We start from the raw sequence: 14,732 nt of genomic DNA, 5'->3' as shown, positions 1-14,732 counted from the left end.
GTTTCACCCTCCCTGCAGCGTCTGCAGATAGGCGACCAGATCGGCAATCGGCTCGCTGGTCAGAATGGGCTGTCCTGCCGGTGTCTTGATCGCCACATCATTGCCTTCGAAATACGGGCCATAGACCGGCATCGGGCTGCCATGGCTGACCAACGGGTCGCGCCCGTCAATACGGCGTACCACCCGCTCGGTCGGAAACACACCGCCTTCGCCCTGCAGGGCAGTCAGGTCCACCGGCTGGATGATCAGCACGCCCGCCATCGGCCCGAACCCCGTCGCCTCGATGCCGTGACAGGTGGCGCAATGGTGGCGATAGAGCTCGGCACCGCGACCGGTATCCTGCGCCACGGCGGGCGCGGACAGGGCAATTCCTGCAGCCAAAGCATATCCAAACGCTGTCCTCATCGGCCCTACTCCACATCTGATCTTCGCATTTGCAGGCTTGCCGATGGCCGACGATATCACAATGATCCAGATCAACGATCTGGAGGCAAGAAGGATTCGGGCATGACACACTACGCCACAATCATGTTGGCCGCAGGGATCGGCATCCCGATCCTCGCCGCGCTGAACGCCGCTCTGGGCAAGCTGATCGGCTCTCCCACCGTCGCCGCCGTCGTCCTGTTTGCCGTGGCTTTCGCCGCCTCGGCGCTGGTCATGCTGCTTTTTCCCGGCCCGCAGGCGCTCGCCAAGGTCGCCTCCAGCCCCAAACATCTGTTGCTGGGAGGTCTGCTGGTCGCCTTCTACGTCCTTTCGATCACCCATGTGGCCCCGCATTTCGGGGTTGGGAACGCGGTGTTCTTCGTGCTGCTGGGACAGTTGATCAGCGCCGCCGCCATCGATCACTATGGCCTGTTCGGCGCACAGGTCGAACCGCTGACGCTGATGCGTGCGGGCGGCATCGCGGTGATGGCGATCGGCGTGGCGATCACTCAGTTGGCCTGAGAACGCCGCCCTCCAGCCGCACCACACGGTCCATGCGCGCGGCCAGTTCCATGTTGTGCGTCGCAATCAGCGCCGACAGGCCGTTGCCACGCACCAGATCCATCAATGCGTCGAACACCTGATCCGAGGTTTCGGGATCCAGGTTCCCAGTCGGCTCATCCGCCAGCAGGACCCTCGGCGCATTCGCCAGCGCCCGGCAAAAGGCCACCCGCTGCTGCTCGCCACCTGACAGGGCCGCCGGGCGGTGCCCCGCACGCGCCGCCACACCAACGCGCCCCAGCAAGCTCATCGCCCGCGCCTGCGCCTCTTTCTCGGGCACGCCATTGGCCAATTGCGGCAGAGTGATGTTCTCGAGGGCCGAGAACTCGGGCAGCAGGTGGTGGAACTGATAGACAAACCCCACATCCCTTCGTCGGATCGCCGTGCGCGTCCGGTCACCCCTGCCGCTGGCCGCCTGCCCCGCAATCTCGACCGCCCCGGCATCCGGCGTATCCAGCAGCCCGGCGATATGCAGCAGCGTCGACTTGCCCGCCCCCGATGGCGCCACCAGCGCCACCGCCTCGCCCGCGCGCAGGTCCAGATCGGCGCCGCGCAGCACCTGCACCTCGCCCGGCGTGCCGCGCAGATAGGTCTTGGTCAGGCCCGTCAGCCGCAGGGTCACATCATTCATAGCGCAGCGCCTCGACCGGGTTCAGCCGCGCGGCGCGGCGGGCCGGAAAATAGGTGACAAAGAACGACAGCCCCAGCGACAGCCCCACCGCCTTGAGCACATCCGACAAGTGCAACTCGGCCGGCAATGCATAAATTCCCCGGATCGCCGGATCCCATACACCACCGCCCATCAGAAAGTTCACAAAGGAAAAGATCGGGTCGATGTATATCGCGAACAAGCACCCCAAAATCACCCCCATCGCGGTCCCGATCACGCCCGTGAATGCGCCGCAGATGAAAAACACCCTAAGCACCGACCCTTCGCTCAACCCGATGGTACGCAGGATGCCGATATCGCGCCCCTTGTTCTTGACCAGCATGATCAGGCCCGAGACGATATTCATCGCCGCGATCAGTACGAGGATCGACAGGATGATGAACATCACATTGTCCTCGACCTCGAGCGCCCGCAGGAACCCGCCCGAGGAATCCTTCCACGTCCAGATCTGCACCCGCTCTCCGGCGGCGTCGAAGATCGGCGTGATCACCTGACCCAGTTCCTCCGGGGCCTCGACCATCACTTCAATTTCATCCGCCAAGCCTTCTCGATTAAAGAAAATCTGCGCCTCTTCAAACGGTAGATAGGCCCGCGTCCGGTCGATATCATACCGGCCTGCCGAAAAGACATAGACGACGTCATAGGCTTTGACGCGCGGCGACACGCCGAATGCCGTCTTGACCCCGTTGGGCGATGTCAGCTTTACCCGGTCGCCAACCGTCGCTCCAATGGCCCGCGCCACGCCGGACCCGATGGCGATGCCCTCGTCGAACCTCGTAAGATCGCCGATCGCATTGTCGCTCTGGGCGATCCCCGGCAGGTTCATCAGGTCATCCTTACGAATGCCGAATATCTGTACACCCGAACTGTTGCTCCGGTTGGTGATCAGCACCTCACCCTTGACCAAGGGTGCTGCGCTGCGCACGCCCGGAACCTGAGCCACCCGATCCGCGATTTCATCAAAATTGCTGATCGTCCGGTCCACCTGCCCCTGGGCGTCCACCTCACCCACATTGTAAAGGGTGACATGCGCATTCGCGCCCAGAATGGTGCCGACAAATTCGGACCGGAACCCCGACCGCACCGCCAGTGTCGCAATCAGTGCGAACACTGCCAGCGTGATGCCGATCAGCGAGATCCAGGTCATCACGCTGACGCCGCCCTCGGCCCGCCGGGCGCGCAGATAGCGCCAGGCGATTTTCCATTCGAAAGGCGCAAAGGGCGGCGGTGTCCTGGTCATGCTTTCTCCGGGTATTCCGGGGCGGACCCTCGTTCGATCGCCGCCGATGGTCAAGGGCAGAGTTTGTGCTCGTGCGCCTTCCTGTCAGCCGGATACAGCCGATACGCGTTCCAGAACTGCCCGCGCCGTTTCCCGGTCACAGATCTCCCGCGCCTCCAGCGCGGCGAAAACACGATCCTGCACCGCCTCGGGCAAGGCTGCAACCGCCTTGTCATGCAACCCGAAGGAAACCGTTTCCGGCCGCTCCAGCCGCTCGATCTCCGCCCTCACCTGCTGCGGCGAATAGGCGGGCCAAAGCTCTGCGTTCTTTGTTCCCGAATCCTCGAACCCACCACCAATGTCGCCGTAAGTTTTCAGACAATATGCGTTCAGCAACATGAACTCGGACGGCCTGAGTGGCGAGGCGAATAACTCCTGAACCGAGTGGTTGCGTGCTTCGAGATCCTCGCACAGGCCAAGCGCCAGCTGCCGGCTTACCGGAAAAGGTGTCGAAAACGTCGTTGTCCGGATCTCGTCGGGATCGGCCACCTGAACGTCCAGCGCATTCAGGCTCTCGCGCCACCAGGCCCGGTGGCATTCGGTGCCGGGCGCAGCGAAAAACAACTTGCCCCGGCCATCCGGCGTAAAGAAATCCTCTATTCCTATGTGGCGCAGCAGCAGGTTCCTAGTCTCAAGTATCACCACCCTCTCACAAGGTGCCCGCGCGGCCGCCGCCAGTTTGAGCGCCTGTTGCATGCGATAGCCGTTGTCGCCCCGCCTCCCCTGATGCCGCACGAGCGGCAGCCGGAACCGGTGATCTACATAATATCGATCCGCCAATCCGCTGGCGGGCGGCCGCCCGCCCTCGCGCAACAGATCATCGCCACGCAGGATGCGCAGCTTGGCGGCCAATGGGCCATACGCGGTCAATACAGGCTCCAGCGCCCGCTCAAGCGCCGCCTCGTCCCGGTCGTTCATCACAAGCTGGATCGAACCGACCTGACTGATATCCAGAAAACGGGCCATCGACAGGGCTTGGAGCTCCAGCAATGGGTAGTCGCATGAGTAGACCACCGTCACGAAACTCAGCATCATGCCGCCTCGACCATTTCCGTTTCAGCCAGCGCCCAACACGCCATATTCGATCTGCACTCCTGCCCCGCAAGAACAATGATTTCAAGGGGCGCGGAGAATGCAGGTTCGACCAGCCCCGCCATTACTGTATCCACTTTAAAAACAATTCGTTTCCGGTTGCGCTAACTGACTTCCAAATGCAACATTCTTGCGGTAATTTTATTACATAGTTTGACCAAGAAGCGCAATTTTGTCACCCTGAGATGGGGGATTAATGAGTTCAGAGCGGAGGACGCTCATGAGTTATGAATATTCAGTTCAACCCGTAGGCCCATTGAGGCCGGAACACGCCTCAACACAACTGGATTGCGAATCCGCTGCCTTGCTTCGGGCGGCGATACGGCCGGATTTCGAAAACGCCGCCAGTTGGACAACGCTCAGGGATACGCTGCGGGCGAAGGGATACCGCCTCGCTTTCCGTCAGGGCCGCCTTTGTATTACCGATCGAGTGACCGGCGGGAGAATCTGCGGGCTTCGGTTCCTGGGCCTGGAACTGCGCGATCTGGTGATACGGCTGGGACGTCCGATTGTGGTGGCCCTGCCCGGCAGCAATGCGGATGGCGATCTGCTCTTTGCACGCCCGGCAAGCCAGCCCTGATCTCGCGCAGCACGCCGAGGCGTCCAGACCGCTGATCTCCTCCGGGGTCCGCTGCATCTTTCTGACGGCCAACACCCCGGAAGGCTCGCCGGACAGCGCCCCTCACACACATATCGAAAATGCGTGCCGAAGGCACTCAATCTGACAACCGCATGGTTCAGAGGCTCCGCCAGGGTTGCATGCAGCGGCGAAGGGTTTGAACGGGCTGTGTCGCGCCGCCGCCCGCAATGCCTTCGGCTGCCTCCGTTTGCAGAACCGGACGGAATCTTCGACCGTCAGGTCCTTTGCGGCGGCATTTCCGACGAAAACTTCACCCAGATCTTCGTATAATCCAGCCCCCAAAGCGTCGGCGGTCAGGATCAGAACATCGTCCGAGGCCAGAGCGTCGTCCGAGTTCAGAAACAGCACGTACTGCCCTGCGCCGCCTCGACGCGCGGTTCATAGCGTCATACAATCCGGTATCCCGGGCACTGTAAACATGTACAAATTGGTCATTTCGGGTCAGATCCCAAATGAATGGGGTTGTACAATCCGACGAGGCGCCTTCCTGAGTCACATGCTCGAACCGGTCACGATCCTGCCGTCTCAGGTATGCAACCACTTCGCGAAAGCTGTCGGCGCGCTCCTGAGACAGAAGATTTTACGTGGCCGTGATCACCGAGATCAGTGGCCGCCATTTTGATCAGGCGATACCTTCATAGATGCCCGCAACCTTGGCCACCGCCTGCTCCGGGTTCAGTTCTTCGCTTTCCCCGGTCCGGCGGCAGGTGAGTTCCACCACGCCGTTTTTCAGGCCACGCGGCCCCACGGTAATCCGCCACGGCAGGCCGATCAGATCCATGGTGGCGAACTTGCCCCCGGCACGTTCGTTGCGGTCGTCATAGAGTGGCTCAAGGCCCAGCGCAGTCAGCGCGCCATAGATCTTTTCGCAAGCCGCATCCGCCTCGTCGTCGCCCTGTTTCAGGTTGACGATGCCGCAGTGGAACGGGGTCACACCCTCGGGCCAGATGATACCCTTGTCGTCATGGCTGGCCTCGATGATGGCGCCGATCAGACGGCTGACGCCGATGCCGTGGCTGCCCATGTGAACGGGAACCGGCTTACCATCAGGGCCTTGAACCGTGGCACCCAGAGGTTCGGAATATTTGGTACCGAAATAGAAGATCTGGCCAACTTCAATACCACGCGCCACGCGGCGGCGTTCTTCGGGAATCTGATTGAACAGCGCCTCGTCATGGGTTTCATCCGTGCGCGCGTATTTCGAGGTGAACTCTTCCAGGATCGCCTGACACTGTTCGCGGTTGTCATAGTCAATCTCGCGGTCACCAAAGGTCAGGTCGGTGACGGCGCTGTCATAGAACACTTCGGACTCGCCAGTATCGGCCAGCACCAGGAATTCATGCGTGTCATCGCCGCCGATCGGACCGGAATCGGCACGCATCGGGATGGCTTGCAGGCCCATGCGCTCATAGGTGCGCAAATAGCTAACCAGATGACGGTTATAGGCGTGCAGCGCATCCTCTTTGGTCAGGTCGAAATTGTAGCCGTCCTTCATCAGAAACTCACGGCCCCGCATCACGCCGAAACGCGGGCGGATTTCGTCGCGGAATTTCCACTGGATCTGATACAGCGTCAGCGGCAGATCCTTGTAGCTGCTGACATGGCCGCGGAAGATATCGGTGACCAGCTCCTCGGCCGTCGGCGTGTATAGCATGTCACGGCCATGGCGGTCCTGCATCCGCAGCATTTCCTGACCGTAATCGTCATAGCGCCCGGATTCGCGCCACAGGTCAGCCGATTGAAGGATCGGCATCTGGATCGCGATATGGCCGGCTCGCGCCTGTTCCTCATGCACGATATTTTCCAGCTTGCGCAGAACTTTGAAGCCCAGCGGCAGCCAGGAATAGATGCCGGCAGCGGCTTGTTTGATCATCCCCGCCCGCAGCATCAGGCGGTGGCTGACGATCTGGGCCTCGGACGGGTTTTCCTTGAGCACGGGCAGGAAATAACGGGACAGGCGCATATACTCTCTCTTTGCTCGTCAAAAAGGCGTTCAGGGCGGTCTAAGCCATCGCCGCGTGACAGGCAATCACACATTGGCGCTATTGCGACGAGTGCGATGTCGGAAAGCGGGTTGAACCGCCCCGCAGCTTCGCGAAATGGTGGCGGAAACAGCGGTGGGAGAGAGCTGCGTTGGAAAACATTCTGGAGCCCGCGCGTCCTACGCCGGTGGTTCACAAGACCGATATTCTGGTTGTGGGCTCCGGCCCTGCCGGACTGGCGGCGGCGCTGGCGGCGGCGCGCACTGGCGCCGAGGTCACGCTGATGGACCGTTTCGGCTGCTTCGGCGGCAATATCACGGCGGTCGGCGTCGAAGGATTCGCCTGGTATCGCCATGAGAAGACAGTCGAGGCCGGCGGCATCGGCATGGAATTCGAAACCCGCGCCAAAGAGATGGGCGCGGCAGTGCCGGAAAGCCAGTCGCTGAGTTACGAGTTGGACAGCGAAGGGTTCAAACTGGTCGCGGATAGATTGGTCGAAGAGGCGGGAATTCACCCCATGCTGCACCGTCAATTCGTCGCTCCGATCATGGAAGGCGACCGGATCACCGGGGTCATCACCGAATCCAAGGCCGGGCGCGAGGCGATTTTGGCCAAGGTGGTGATCGACGCCACAGGCGATGCCGATGTGGCCCATCGTACGGGTGCTCCGACCCGCAAGACTGCGCCCGAGAATATGATGGCGGCCTCGGTCATGTTCCATCTAGCCGGGGTTGACAAGCGTGCCTTTGTCGAAGGGGTCAAGGCCGATCCGCAAACCTACAAGGACTGGGGCGGCGGCGGCGAGTGGAACATCGAAACGAGCGGCAAGGAAGACAACATGTTCTCGCCTTTCATTTACAAACCGTTCCAGCAGGCGATCGATCAGGGGCTGATCCCGCCGCATCTCAACACCATCGCGGGCACCTGGGGCGCAATGCATGACACCGGTGAGCTAACTTACATGAATCTGATCCATCTGGGTGGTGTGGATGGGACCGACCCCGACAGCCTGACACGGGGCGAGATCGAGGGGCGGCGGCAGACGATGCTGGCCATCGAGGCGCTGCGCCGCTTCATGCCGGGTTGCGAAAACGCGCGGCTGAGGAATTTCGGGATGACCATCGGCATCCGCGACACCCGCAAGATCGACGCGGTCTACAACATGACCGAAGAAGACGTGCGCCATCAGGGCCGGTTTGAAGATTCCATCGGCGTTTACCCCGAATTCATCGACGGCTACGGTGTTCTGATTCTGCCCACTACGGGGCGTTACATGCAGGTGCCCTATCGCTCGATGCTGCCCAAGGGAATCGAAGGATTGCTGGTCGCGGGCCGGTCGCACGGGGCCGACCGCATTGCTCATGCCGCCACCCGCAACATGGCCTGTTGCGCCGTGATGGGACAGGGTGCTGGCATAGCGGCGGCGCAATCGCTGAAAAGCAACCGCGCGCTCGATCAGATCGACATTAGCGCCGTTCACAAGGAACTGGATAAGCAAGGCGTGAGGATTCACTGATGCAGTATATCCCGACCATCGACATCACGCCGCTCAACCTGCCGGACGGACCGGAACGCGCGGAAACCATCGAACGGATAATGGAAGCCTGCACCGGTATCGGCTTTCTGTCGATCACCGGCACCGGCATCGCGCCCGAGACCGTGGACCGGGTACGGGCCTGCGCCCGCGCCATTTTTGAAGTTGATGAAAACGGCAAATGGGATCAGGCGATTACCCGCGACAATTATCGTGGTTACATCCCGATGGGATTTTTCACGCCCAACGACAGCTCGGGCACGGCGGACAAATACGAAGGCTACAAACTGCATCACGAAGTTGCGCCAGACGCCAGGGTCCGGTCAGCCTGCCCGCTATATGGCCCGAACCTCTGGCCGCGCGAGGTGCCGGAGGCGCGCGAGGTGATCCTGAACTATTGGGCGCAACTGGACTTGGTGGCGGACCTGCTTTTGGGCGCGATTGAATCCGGGCTTGAGCTTGCCCCCGGAATCCTGCGCGACGCCTTTGTCGATCCGATGACGAACATGACGCTACTGCATTACCCACCGCAGGCACCCGACGAGGCCGGCTATGGTATCCACCCGCACAAAGACACCGATGCGCTAACAATCATCGCCCCTGACCCGGTAGGCGGGCTGGAGGTGAATACCCTGAGCGGGGACTGGATCACTCCTGATTGCCCGCCGGGCGGGTTTGTCGTCAACATCGGTGACATGCTGGAACTGTGGTCGGGCGGGCGGTTGAAATCAACGCCGCATCGCGTGGTGAACCAGTCGGGACGCGAACGCTATTCCTTTCCCTACTTCGCCGTCCCGCGCCATGATGTGGTGATCGAACCGCTTCTGGAACCGGTCGCCGGGTTCGACCGACCGGCAGTTCATTGCGGCCATTGGTCGGCGGAAATCTGGCGCACCAACTGGCCGGACGAACAGGCCACGGACCAAACGCCTGAGCTGGGAACACTGAACGTCTGAGATTTGCCACCGGCCCGGGAACGGGTTGCATCATGCCATCGCATCGTCCAAGAACTGAATCAGGAAAGCGGCAACGGGAACAATATCATGGCTTTGCCCGTCAGGGATCAACTCAGATACTGGGGCATTGCAGCGGTAGGTTTTGTTGCGGTTCTGTGGCTGCTGGGCGACGTACTGCTGCCCTTCGTGATCGGCGGGGCCATCGCTTACTTCCTTGATCCGGTGGCCGACCGGCTGGAACGCCTGGGATTGTCGCGTGCAGGCGCGACCGCCGTCATAACAATTCTGTCGGTACTCGTTTTCGTGCTGATGTTTCTGATGGTGGTTCCGGCGCTGATCACGCAGCTATTGGATCTGATCGACACTTTGCCCAGCTTGTTCAAACAGTTGCGCGGCTTTATCGAACGCCAGTTCCCGGCGCTGCTGGACCGGGAATCGAATACGCATCAGATGCTGGTATCTTTTGGCGAAACGCTGAAATCCAAGACCGGGGACGTGCTGCAAACGGTGCTGGCCTCGGTCGGTTCGGCGATCAATGTCGTCATCCTGCTGGTCATCGTGCCGGTGGTGGCGGTTTACCTGCTGCTGGACTGGGACAGGATGATCGCGCGAATCGACCAGCTTTTGCCGATGGACCACGCCCCGGTGATCCGGCGGCTGGCAGGCGAAATCGATCAGGTTCTGGCCTCGTTCGTGCGTGGGATGGGCACAGTCTGTCTGATCCTCGGCACCTATTACGCGGTTGCCTTGATGATCGTGGGGCTGCAATTCGGCCTGATCGTGGGTTTCATCGCGGGGCTAGTCACATTTATTCCCTATCTTGGGGCGCTGATCGGCGGCTCTCTGGCCATCGGTCTGGCCTTGTTCCAGTTCTGGGGCGACTGGACCTCGATCGGGATGGTGGCCGGGGTATTTGCCATCGGACAGGTGGTCGAGGGCAATTTCCTGACCCCCAAACTGGTCGGCAGTTCAGTCGGCCTGCATCCGGTCTGGCTGTTGCTGGCTCTGTCGGTCTTCGGCGCGCTGTTCGGCTTTGTCGGAATGCTGATCGCAGTTCCGGTAGCCGCCGCGCTGGGGGTGGTCGCGCGTTTCGGTGCCGGGCAATATCTGACGAGCCGCCTGTACCTGGGGCTGACCGCGCAGGACCGGGATAACGAGTGAATGGCCGAGCAACTCAGCTTTGACCTCCCGGCCAAGACGGCGCTGGGGCGCGAGGATTTCTTTGTCTCGCCCGCAAATGCGCTGGCAGTCGCAATGATTTCCGCCTCGACCTGGCCCGGCAACAAACTGGTGCTGACCGGGCCTGCGGGTTCGGGCAAGACACATCTGGCCCATGTCTGGGCCGGAGAGAAAGGCGCGCGCATCGTTCAGGCGTCGGACCTGCGGCACGAGGATGTGCCCGAACTGGCGCAGCGGCACATCGCGGTCGAGGACGTGCCCGACATCGCCCAGGACATCGAACGCCAGAAAACGCTGTTCCACCTGCATAACCTGGTTTTGGCCGAGGGCAATTTGCTTTTGATGACGGGCCGTCTGTCGCCTGCCCTGTGGACGCTGCCGCTGGCCGATCTGCAGAGCCGGATACAGGGAGCGCACCATGTGGCGCTCGACCCGCCCGACGACGCCCTTTTGGGCGCGGTTCTGGCCAAGCTCTTTGTCGATCGACAACTTAACCCCGGCCCTGAAGTGATCTCGTATCTCGTGAAACATATGGACCGCCGATTCACGACCGCCGCCGGGGTGGTGGACCATCTGGATCGTCTCGCTCTGGCGGAAAAGCGCGAGATCACCCGTGCTCTTGCGGTCAGGGTGCTCAACTATGACGCAGGTCCGGGGTGAACCTGCAATTGACCCGATACCGGCGATTTCGCATCCTGCCGGCGCAATGACCGGGGGAGAGATGGAAAAACCAATCGCAACCACCGCGCCGGACTGGGGGTCATTTGGCAGGCCGCTTTTCGATGATCCAAGCGCACGTGCACTATCGCGCGTCGGGGTCGTGGACGTGGGTTCAAACTCTGTCCGGATGGTCGTTTTCGATGGCGCGGCCCGTTCACCCGCCTACTTCTACAACGAAAAGATCATGTGTGCGCTTGGCGCGGGCCTGTCCGAAACCGGACGCCTGAACTCCGAGGGCCGCACCCGCGCGCTGGCAGCATTGCGGCGCTTTCAGCAACTGTCGCGCGATCTTGAGATGCCACCGCTGCACGTCGTCGCCACGGCCGCAGTTCGCGAGGCCGAGGACGGGCCGGAGTTTTGTGCCGAAGTAAAGCGCGAAACCGGCTTGCGCATCGCAGTCATCAATGGCGAGGAAGAGGCCCGGTTGTCCGCGCAGGGCGTATTGCTGGGCTGGCCCGGCGCATATGGCCTGATCTGCGACATTGGCGGCTCGTCCATGGAACTGGCCGAGATCGGTGGCGGACAGGTCGGCCGCCGCTTGACCTCACCGCTGGGGCCTCTGAAACTGCGCGACCTCAAGGGCGGGCGCCGCGGCCGCAAGGAACATATCAAGGCGGTGATGGAAGGCCTGCGCGACCAGTTGGGTCCCCAGCGCGACCGCCTGTTTCTGGTTGGCGGCAGCTGGCGCGCGTTTGCGCGGATCGACATGATCCGGCGCGGTTATCCGCTGAAGGTGCTGCACGAATACCGGATGAGCACCAAGCAGGTGCGCGCGACCATCAAATTCATCGAACAGTCGAACCCCGAGAAACTGCGCCTGATGGCGGGCGTTTCGGGCTCGCGCATGGCGCTGGTGCCCTATGCGATGGACGTGCTGGCTCGCCTGATCCGCACATTCAAGCCCAAGGATATCGCAATCTCAAGCTATGGCATTCGCGAGGGGTTGCTTTACGAGCAGATGCCACAGCGCCTGCGCGACCGCGACCCGCTGATCGAAGCCAGTTATTTCGCGGAAGCCAAGGATGCCCGCCTGCCCGGTTTCGGAAAACATCTGTTTGAATTCGTCATGCCGCTGTTCAAATCGGCACCGCCCACCATGGTCCGACTGATCAAGGCGGCTTGCCTGCTGCATGATGTGTCATGGCGCGCGCACCCCGATTATCGGGCAGAGATTTGCTTTGACAATGTCACCCGCGCCAATCTGAGCGGCCTGAAACATTCCGAACGTGTCTTTATCGGTCTGGCGTTGCAGCACCGTTATCGAAACAAGCGCGAAATGGATCAATTTGACCCGCTTTACAAGCTTTTGGACGAAAAGGGGCAGAAGCAAGCCGAAATTCTGGGCAAGGCAATGCGATTTGGGGCCATGTTGTGGATGCAGCGCGACGTCAGGATGGGTCGGTTGAAATTCTATCCCAAAAAGCTTGAACTTGAACTTCTGTTGCCCAAGGAAACCCTGCCGCTTTTCAGCGAGGTTGCCGCCGCTAGGCTCGATTCACTTGCCGGTGCCTTGAACGCCAGGGTGCGGATCATCGTTGGGGATTGAGCAATGCTCAGATGTCGATTTCCCCGCCCGGTGCGGCTTTGTCCAGCGAGGGGGTCTGCTCTGTCTCGGGGTCTTCGGACGGCGGTTTTCTGCGTATGATGATATCCCCGTTCGGTAGCATCTCCGGGGCTTCGTAGACGCTCCAGTCCTGGACCTCGCGCGCCAGATCAGTCAGCGCCGGTCCCATCTCTTCCATGAACGAACGCATCGACGGGCCAAACTGCTGAGCCAGGTCACGCAGATTGTCGAGTGTCGGTTCCATTTCCTGACGCAGCCCTTCAAAGAACAATTCGGCACCCTGTTCCATCAGTGACTTTCCGGTTTCCTCTTCTGCAGGGGCGGAAACCGGCGTCAGGGCAATTGCAGCCGTGGCAAGGACAATTCGCATAGGTTGGATATAGGGGAGGCGGCTTGTGCATTCAAAGGTCATATCTCGATATCCAGTGTCACCGGGAAATGATCGGATGCGGTCAGCAGGGCATCGCGCAGTTCGGGCAGGTTCCAGCAACCCGGATCGTCGAAGGGGTGCCAGATACGCCAGGCCGGATTCCTGGAGCGCAGGTTCGGGCTGATCATGATGTAGTCCAGCAGCGCCTGTAGAAAGCGCCCTTCCCCGGGCAATTGAAACCGCGCTGTCGCTGGCAACGACCCTGGCCTGAACTGGCTGGCTTTGGTCGCGTGAGGATCGAACAACCCGGTGCCAAGCAGAATTTCGACCGAGGATCGCCCGAACAGATGTTCGAATTCATCCAGTCCGGGGCCGTCGTTCATATCACCCAGCAATATGACGTCTTCGTTCGCATTAAGATGCTGTTCGATACGCTGTTTCAGCCAGATCGCCTGTGCCAGTTGCTTGCGCCGGTTGGCAATGGAAATCTGTATCGCCTCATCGCGTTTTTGCGCGCCGTGGGGCGCTTTGGATTTCAGATGCGCACCGATCAATCGCAGATCGGTGCCCGACGTGGTGCGTATCGCAAGTTCGATCGGGGGTTTGGAGAACCGGACAAGATCCTCGGTGGCGTCGATATCAAGGTCGATGCGGAAAACGCCATCAAATCGCGGCGTGTCGGAGTTGCCTTTTTTGCCGGTTACGTCACCTTTGGGATCATGCCGCGCCTCAAGGCAATCCGGGTCATAGAGCAGTGCCAGTTCCTGATGCGTGTCATTGGCAAACCCCATGATCGCGCGCCGGGTGCGCAGATCAAAGGCTTCGGCAAACTCCTGCAAGGCGCGCACGGTGTTCTGGGTGCGGCCGGTATTGGGGGCTTCGACAATCAGAACGGCATCGGCATCAAGTGCCGTCATCACCTTGGCCAGCGCTTCGACCTGCTGGGCCTTGGTCACGTTGTGGCGCCCGGACCAGCTGTCATCGACGATCAGATGGTCATCCTTGTCGAAAAGATTGGCGAACCATTCCACATTATAGGTCGCCAGCCGCATCATATCAGACCTTCGCGCCGTTGATCTCGTCCCAGGCACGGTTGATGTCGATCATCTTCTTCTCGGCCAGCCGGATCGCCTCTTCCGGCACGCCCCGCGCCATCATCGCGTCCGGATGCGTTTCGCGCACCAATTGCCGCCATACCTTGCGAATTTCCGCCAGCGGCAAGTCGGGCGGAACGCCCAACACCGTATACGGATCGGCGGTCGCATCCGGAACGAACCGGGCGCGCAGGGCTTTGAACTGGGCATCGGTCTGTCCGAAAATCCGGCTGACCTCTTCGAGAAACTCGTTCTCGCCCGGGTGATAAAACCCGTCGGCCATGGCGATGTGAAACAATCCCTCCATCAGGTCGCATAGCGTCGTGCTGTCCTCGGCAAACATCTTTTTTATGTTGCGCGCATAGTCCTGATAGCCCGCAACATCGGTTCGGGCCATGTTGAACACTCGCGCAGCGCCGTCCTCGTCCGCGCGGGCAATCTGGAACACTTCGCGAAACGCCGTCACCTCGTCACGTGTCACCTGTCCGTCGGCTTTTGCCATCTTGGCCCCGAGGGCAATAACGGCAATGGTGAAGGCCACCGACCTTTCGGGCGGAGTGCGCAGACGTTCGAAAACCTTGGCAAGGCTCTCTCCTTGCGCCAACGCGCTGATTGCATCTGTTATGCGGGTCCAGATCGACATGGCTTCACCCTAGCCCTCATGGCGG

16 protein-coding genes are annotated in these 14,732 nt (G+C 60.9%); 7 read left to right on the top strand and 9 right to left on the bottom strand.

The window, feature by feature from the left end:
- Nucleotides 1–3: 3 nt before the first annotated feature.
- On the bottom strand, nt 4–405 hold the full coding sequence (locus tag ACR0AO_RS02440; RefSeq protein ID WP_480599515.1) for a cytochrome c: 402 nt from the start codon (nt 403–405) through the stop codon (nt 4–6).
- 102 nt (nt 406–507) lie between these two features.
- On the opposite strand from ACR0AO_RS02440, the gene ACR0AO_RS02435 reads away from it, so the two are divergent.
- Nucleotides 508–945, top strand: a complete 438-nt coding sequence (locus ACR0AO_RS02435) for a DMT family transporter (RefSeq protein ID WP_480599512.1) — start codon at nt 508–510, stop codon at nt 943–945.
- Here ACR0AO_RS02435 and ACR0AO_RS02430 read toward each other — a convergent pair.
- From ACR0AO_RS02430 to ACR0AO_RS02415, 4 genes are all read right to left on the bottom strand, one after another.
- Nucleotides 929–1,615: an ABC transporter ATP-binding protein gene (locus tag ACR0AO_RS02430; protein ID WP_480599510.1), complete on the bottom strand. Its 687-nt coding sequence runs from the start codon at nt 1,613–1,615 to the stop codon at nt 929–931. The two genes, ACR0AO_RS02435 and ACR0AO_RS02430, sit on opposite strands and share 17 nt — an antisense overlap.
- On the bottom strand, nt 1,608–2,894 hold the full coding sequence (locus tag ACR0AO_RS02425; RefSeq protein WP_480599508.1) for a lipoprotein-releasing ABC transporter permease subunit: 1,287 nt from the start codon (nt 2,892–2,894) through the stop codon (nt 1,608–1,610). Before ACR0AO_RS02425 ends, ACR0AO_RS02430 begins: the two co-directional genes overlap by 8 nt.
- An 84-nt stretch (nt 2,895–2,978) precedes the next feature.
- Nucleotides 2,979–3,968 carry a DUF6492 family protein gene (locus ACR0AO_RS02420; protein ID WP_480599506.1) on the bottom strand — a complete coding sequence of 330 codons (990 nt, stop codon included), beginning with the start codon at nt 3,966–3,968 and terminating at the stop codon, nt 2,979–2,981.
- The gene (locus ACR0AO_RS02415) at nt 3,965–4,090 is read right to left on the bottom strand and encodes a hypothetical protein (RefSeq protein WP_480599504.1); all 126 of its coding nucleotides are present in this window, start codon (nt 4,088–4,090) and stop codon (nt 3,965–3,967) included. The genes ACR0AO_RS02420 and ACR0AO_RS02415 overlap by 4 nt, the downstream gene beginning before the upstream one ends.
- Before the next feature lie 155 nt (nt 4,091–4,245).
- Between ACR0AO_RS02415 and ACR0AO_RS02410 the strand changes: the two genes are divergently transcribed.
- On the top strand, nt 4,246–4,605 hold the full coding sequence (locus ACR0AO_RS02410) for a hypothetical protein (RefSeq protein WP_480599502.1): 360 nt from the start codon (nt 4,246–4,248) through the stop codon (nt 4,603–4,605).
- 682 nt (nt 4,606–5,287) lie between these two features.
- Here ACR0AO_RS02410 and proS read toward each other — a convergent pair.
- Nucleotides 5,288–6,628: a proline--tRNA ligase gene (proS, locus tag ACR0AO_RS02405; RefSeq protein WP_480599500.1), complete on the bottom strand. Its 1,341-nt coding sequence runs from the start codon at nt 6,626–6,628 to the stop codon at nt 5,288–5,290.
- A gap of 170 nt (nt 6,629–6,798) precedes the next feature.
- Here proS and ACR0AO_RS02400 point away from each other — a divergent pair, with 170 nt between their 5' ends.
- The 5 genes from ACR0AO_RS02400 to ACR0AO_RS02380 all read left to right on the top strand — a co-directional run bounded on the left by ACR0AO_RS02400 (nt 6,799) and on the right by ACR0AO_RS02380 (nt 12,582).
- A complete protein-coding gene (locus ACR0AO_RS02400; RefSeq protein ID WP_480599497.1) occupies nt 6,799–8,163 on the top strand; it encodes an FAD-dependent oxidoreductase in 1,365 nt (454 codons plus the stop codon).
- Nucleotides 8,163–9,137, top strand: a complete 975-nt coding sequence (locus tag ACR0AO_RS02395; protein WP_480599494.1) for an isopenicillin N synthase family dioxygenase — start codon at nt 8,163–8,165, stop codon at nt 9,135–9,137. The genes ACR0AO_RS02400 and ACR0AO_RS02395 overlap by 1 nt, the downstream gene beginning before the upstream one ends.
- Nucleotides 9,138–9,224: 87 nt before the next feature.
- Complete coding sequence (locus tag ACR0AO_RS02390) at nt 9,225–10,298, top strand: AI-2E family transporter (RefSeq protein WP_480599491.1); 1,074 nt, start codon at nt 9,225–9,227, stop codon at nt 10,296–10,298.
- Complete coding sequence (locus ACR0AO_RS02385; RefSeq protein WP_480599488.1) at nt 10,299–10,976, top strand: P-loop NTPase family protein; 678 nt, start codon at nt 10,299–10,301, stop codon at nt 10,974–10,976.
- Nucleotides 10,977–11,037: 61 nt separating this feature from the next.
- Nucleotides 11,038–12,582: a Ppx/GppA family phosphatase gene (locus ACR0AO_RS02380; protein ID WP_480599485.1), complete on the top strand. Its 1,545-nt coding sequence runs from the start codon at nt 11,038–11,040 to the stop codon at nt 12,580–12,582.
- Nucleotides 12,583–12,589: 7 nt separating this feature from the next.
- Here ACR0AO_RS02380 and ACR0AO_RS02375 read toward each other — a convergent pair whose 3' ends face one another.
- From ACR0AO_RS02375 to ACR0AO_RS02365, 3 genes are read right to left on the bottom strand one after another with little or no spacing between them, the layout of a single operon-like run.
- Complete coding sequence (locus tag ACR0AO_RS02375; protein WP_480599482.1) at nt 12,590–13,012, bottom strand: hypothetical protein; 423 nt, start codon at nt 13,010–13,012, stop codon at nt 12,590–12,592.
- Complete coding sequence (locus tag ACR0AO_RS02370) at nt 13,009–14,022, bottom strand: endonuclease/exonuclease/phosphatase family protein (RefSeq protein ID WP_480600821.1); 1,014 nt, start codon at nt 14,020–14,022, stop codon at nt 13,009–13,011. Before ACR0AO_RS02370 ends, ACR0AO_RS02375 begins: the two co-directional genes overlap by 4 nt.
- 4 nt (nt 14,023–14,026) lie before the next feature.
- Nucleotides 14,027–14,707 carry a TerB family tellurite resistance protein gene (locus tag ACR0AO_RS02365; RefSeq protein ID WP_480599478.1) on the bottom strand — a complete coding sequence of 227 codons (681 nt, stop codon included), beginning with the start codon at nt 14,705–14,707 and terminating at the stop codon, nt 14,027–14,029.
- Nucleotides 14,708–14,732 lie beyond the last annotated feature (25 nt).

The organism is Ruegeria sp. AF8 (genome assembly GCF_056541825.1).
Note: the sequence above shows the minus strand (reverse complement) of the source record. Positions and strands in the feature narration are given on the sequence as shown.

Bases quoted from the DNA above. Each gene is read 5' to 3' on its own strand.
- ACR0AO_RS02385 (WP_480599488.1), top strand. From the start codon at position 10,299: ATGGCCGAGCAACTCAGCTTTGACCTCCCGGCCAAGACGGCGCTGGGG.
- ACR0AO_RS02420 (WP_480599506.1), bottom strand. From the start codon at position 3,968: ATGATGCTGAGTTTCGTGACGGTGGTCTACTCATGCGACTACCCATTG.
- ACR0AO_RS02440 (WP_480599515.1), bottom strand. From the start codon at position 405: ATGAGGACAGCGTTTGGATATGCTTTGGCTGCAGGAATTGCCCTGTCC.
- ACR0AO_RS02365 (WP_480599478.1), bottom strand. From the start codon at position 14,707: ATGTCGATCTGGACCCGCATAACAGATGCAATCAGCGCGTTGGCGCAA.
- ACR0AO_RS02435 (WP_480599512.1), top strand. From the start codon at position 508: ATGACACACTACGCCACAATCATGTTGGCCGCAGGGATCGGCATCCCG.
- ACR0AO_RS02415 (WP_480599504.1), bottom strand. From the start codon at position 4,090: ATGGCGGGGCTGGTCGAACCTGCATTCTCCGCGCCCCTTGAAATCATT.
- ACR0AO_RS02430 (WP_480599510.1), bottom strand. From the start codon at position 1,615: ATGAATGATGTGACCCTGCGGCTGACGGGCCTGACCAAGACCTATCTG.
- proS (WP_480599500.1), bottom strand. From the start codon at position 6,628: ATGCGCCTGTCCCGTTATTTCCTGCCCGTGCTCAAGGAAAACCCGTCC.
- ACR0AO_RS02380 (WP_480599485.1), top strand. From the start codon at position 11,038: ATGGAAAAACCAATCGCAACCACCGCGCCGGACTGGGGGTCATTTGGC.
- ACR0AO_RS02410 (WP_480599502.1), top strand. From the start codon at position 4,246: ATGAGTTATGAATATTCAGTTCAACCCGTAGGCCCATTGAGGCCGGAA.
- ACR0AO_RS02375 (WP_480599482.1), bottom strand. From the start codon at position 13,012: ATGACCTTTGAATGCACAAGCCGCCTCCCCTATATCCAACCTATGCGA.
- ACR0AO_RS02395 (WP_480599494.1), top strand. From the start codon at position 8,163: ATGCAGTATATCCCGACCATCGACATCACGCCGCTCAACCTGCCGGAC.
- ACR0AO_RS02425 (WP_480599508.1), bottom strand. From the start codon at position 2,894: ATGACCAGGACACCGCCGCCCTTTGCGCCTTTCGAATGGAAAATCGCC.
- ACR0AO_RS02390 (WP_480599491.1), top strand. From the start codon at position 9,225: ATGGCTTTGCCCGTCAGGGATCAACTCAGATACTGGGGCATTGCAGCG.
- ACR0AO_RS02370 (WP_480600821.1), bottom strand. From the start codon at position 14,022: ATGCGGCTGGCGACCTATAATGTGGAATGGTTCGCCAATCTTTTCGAC.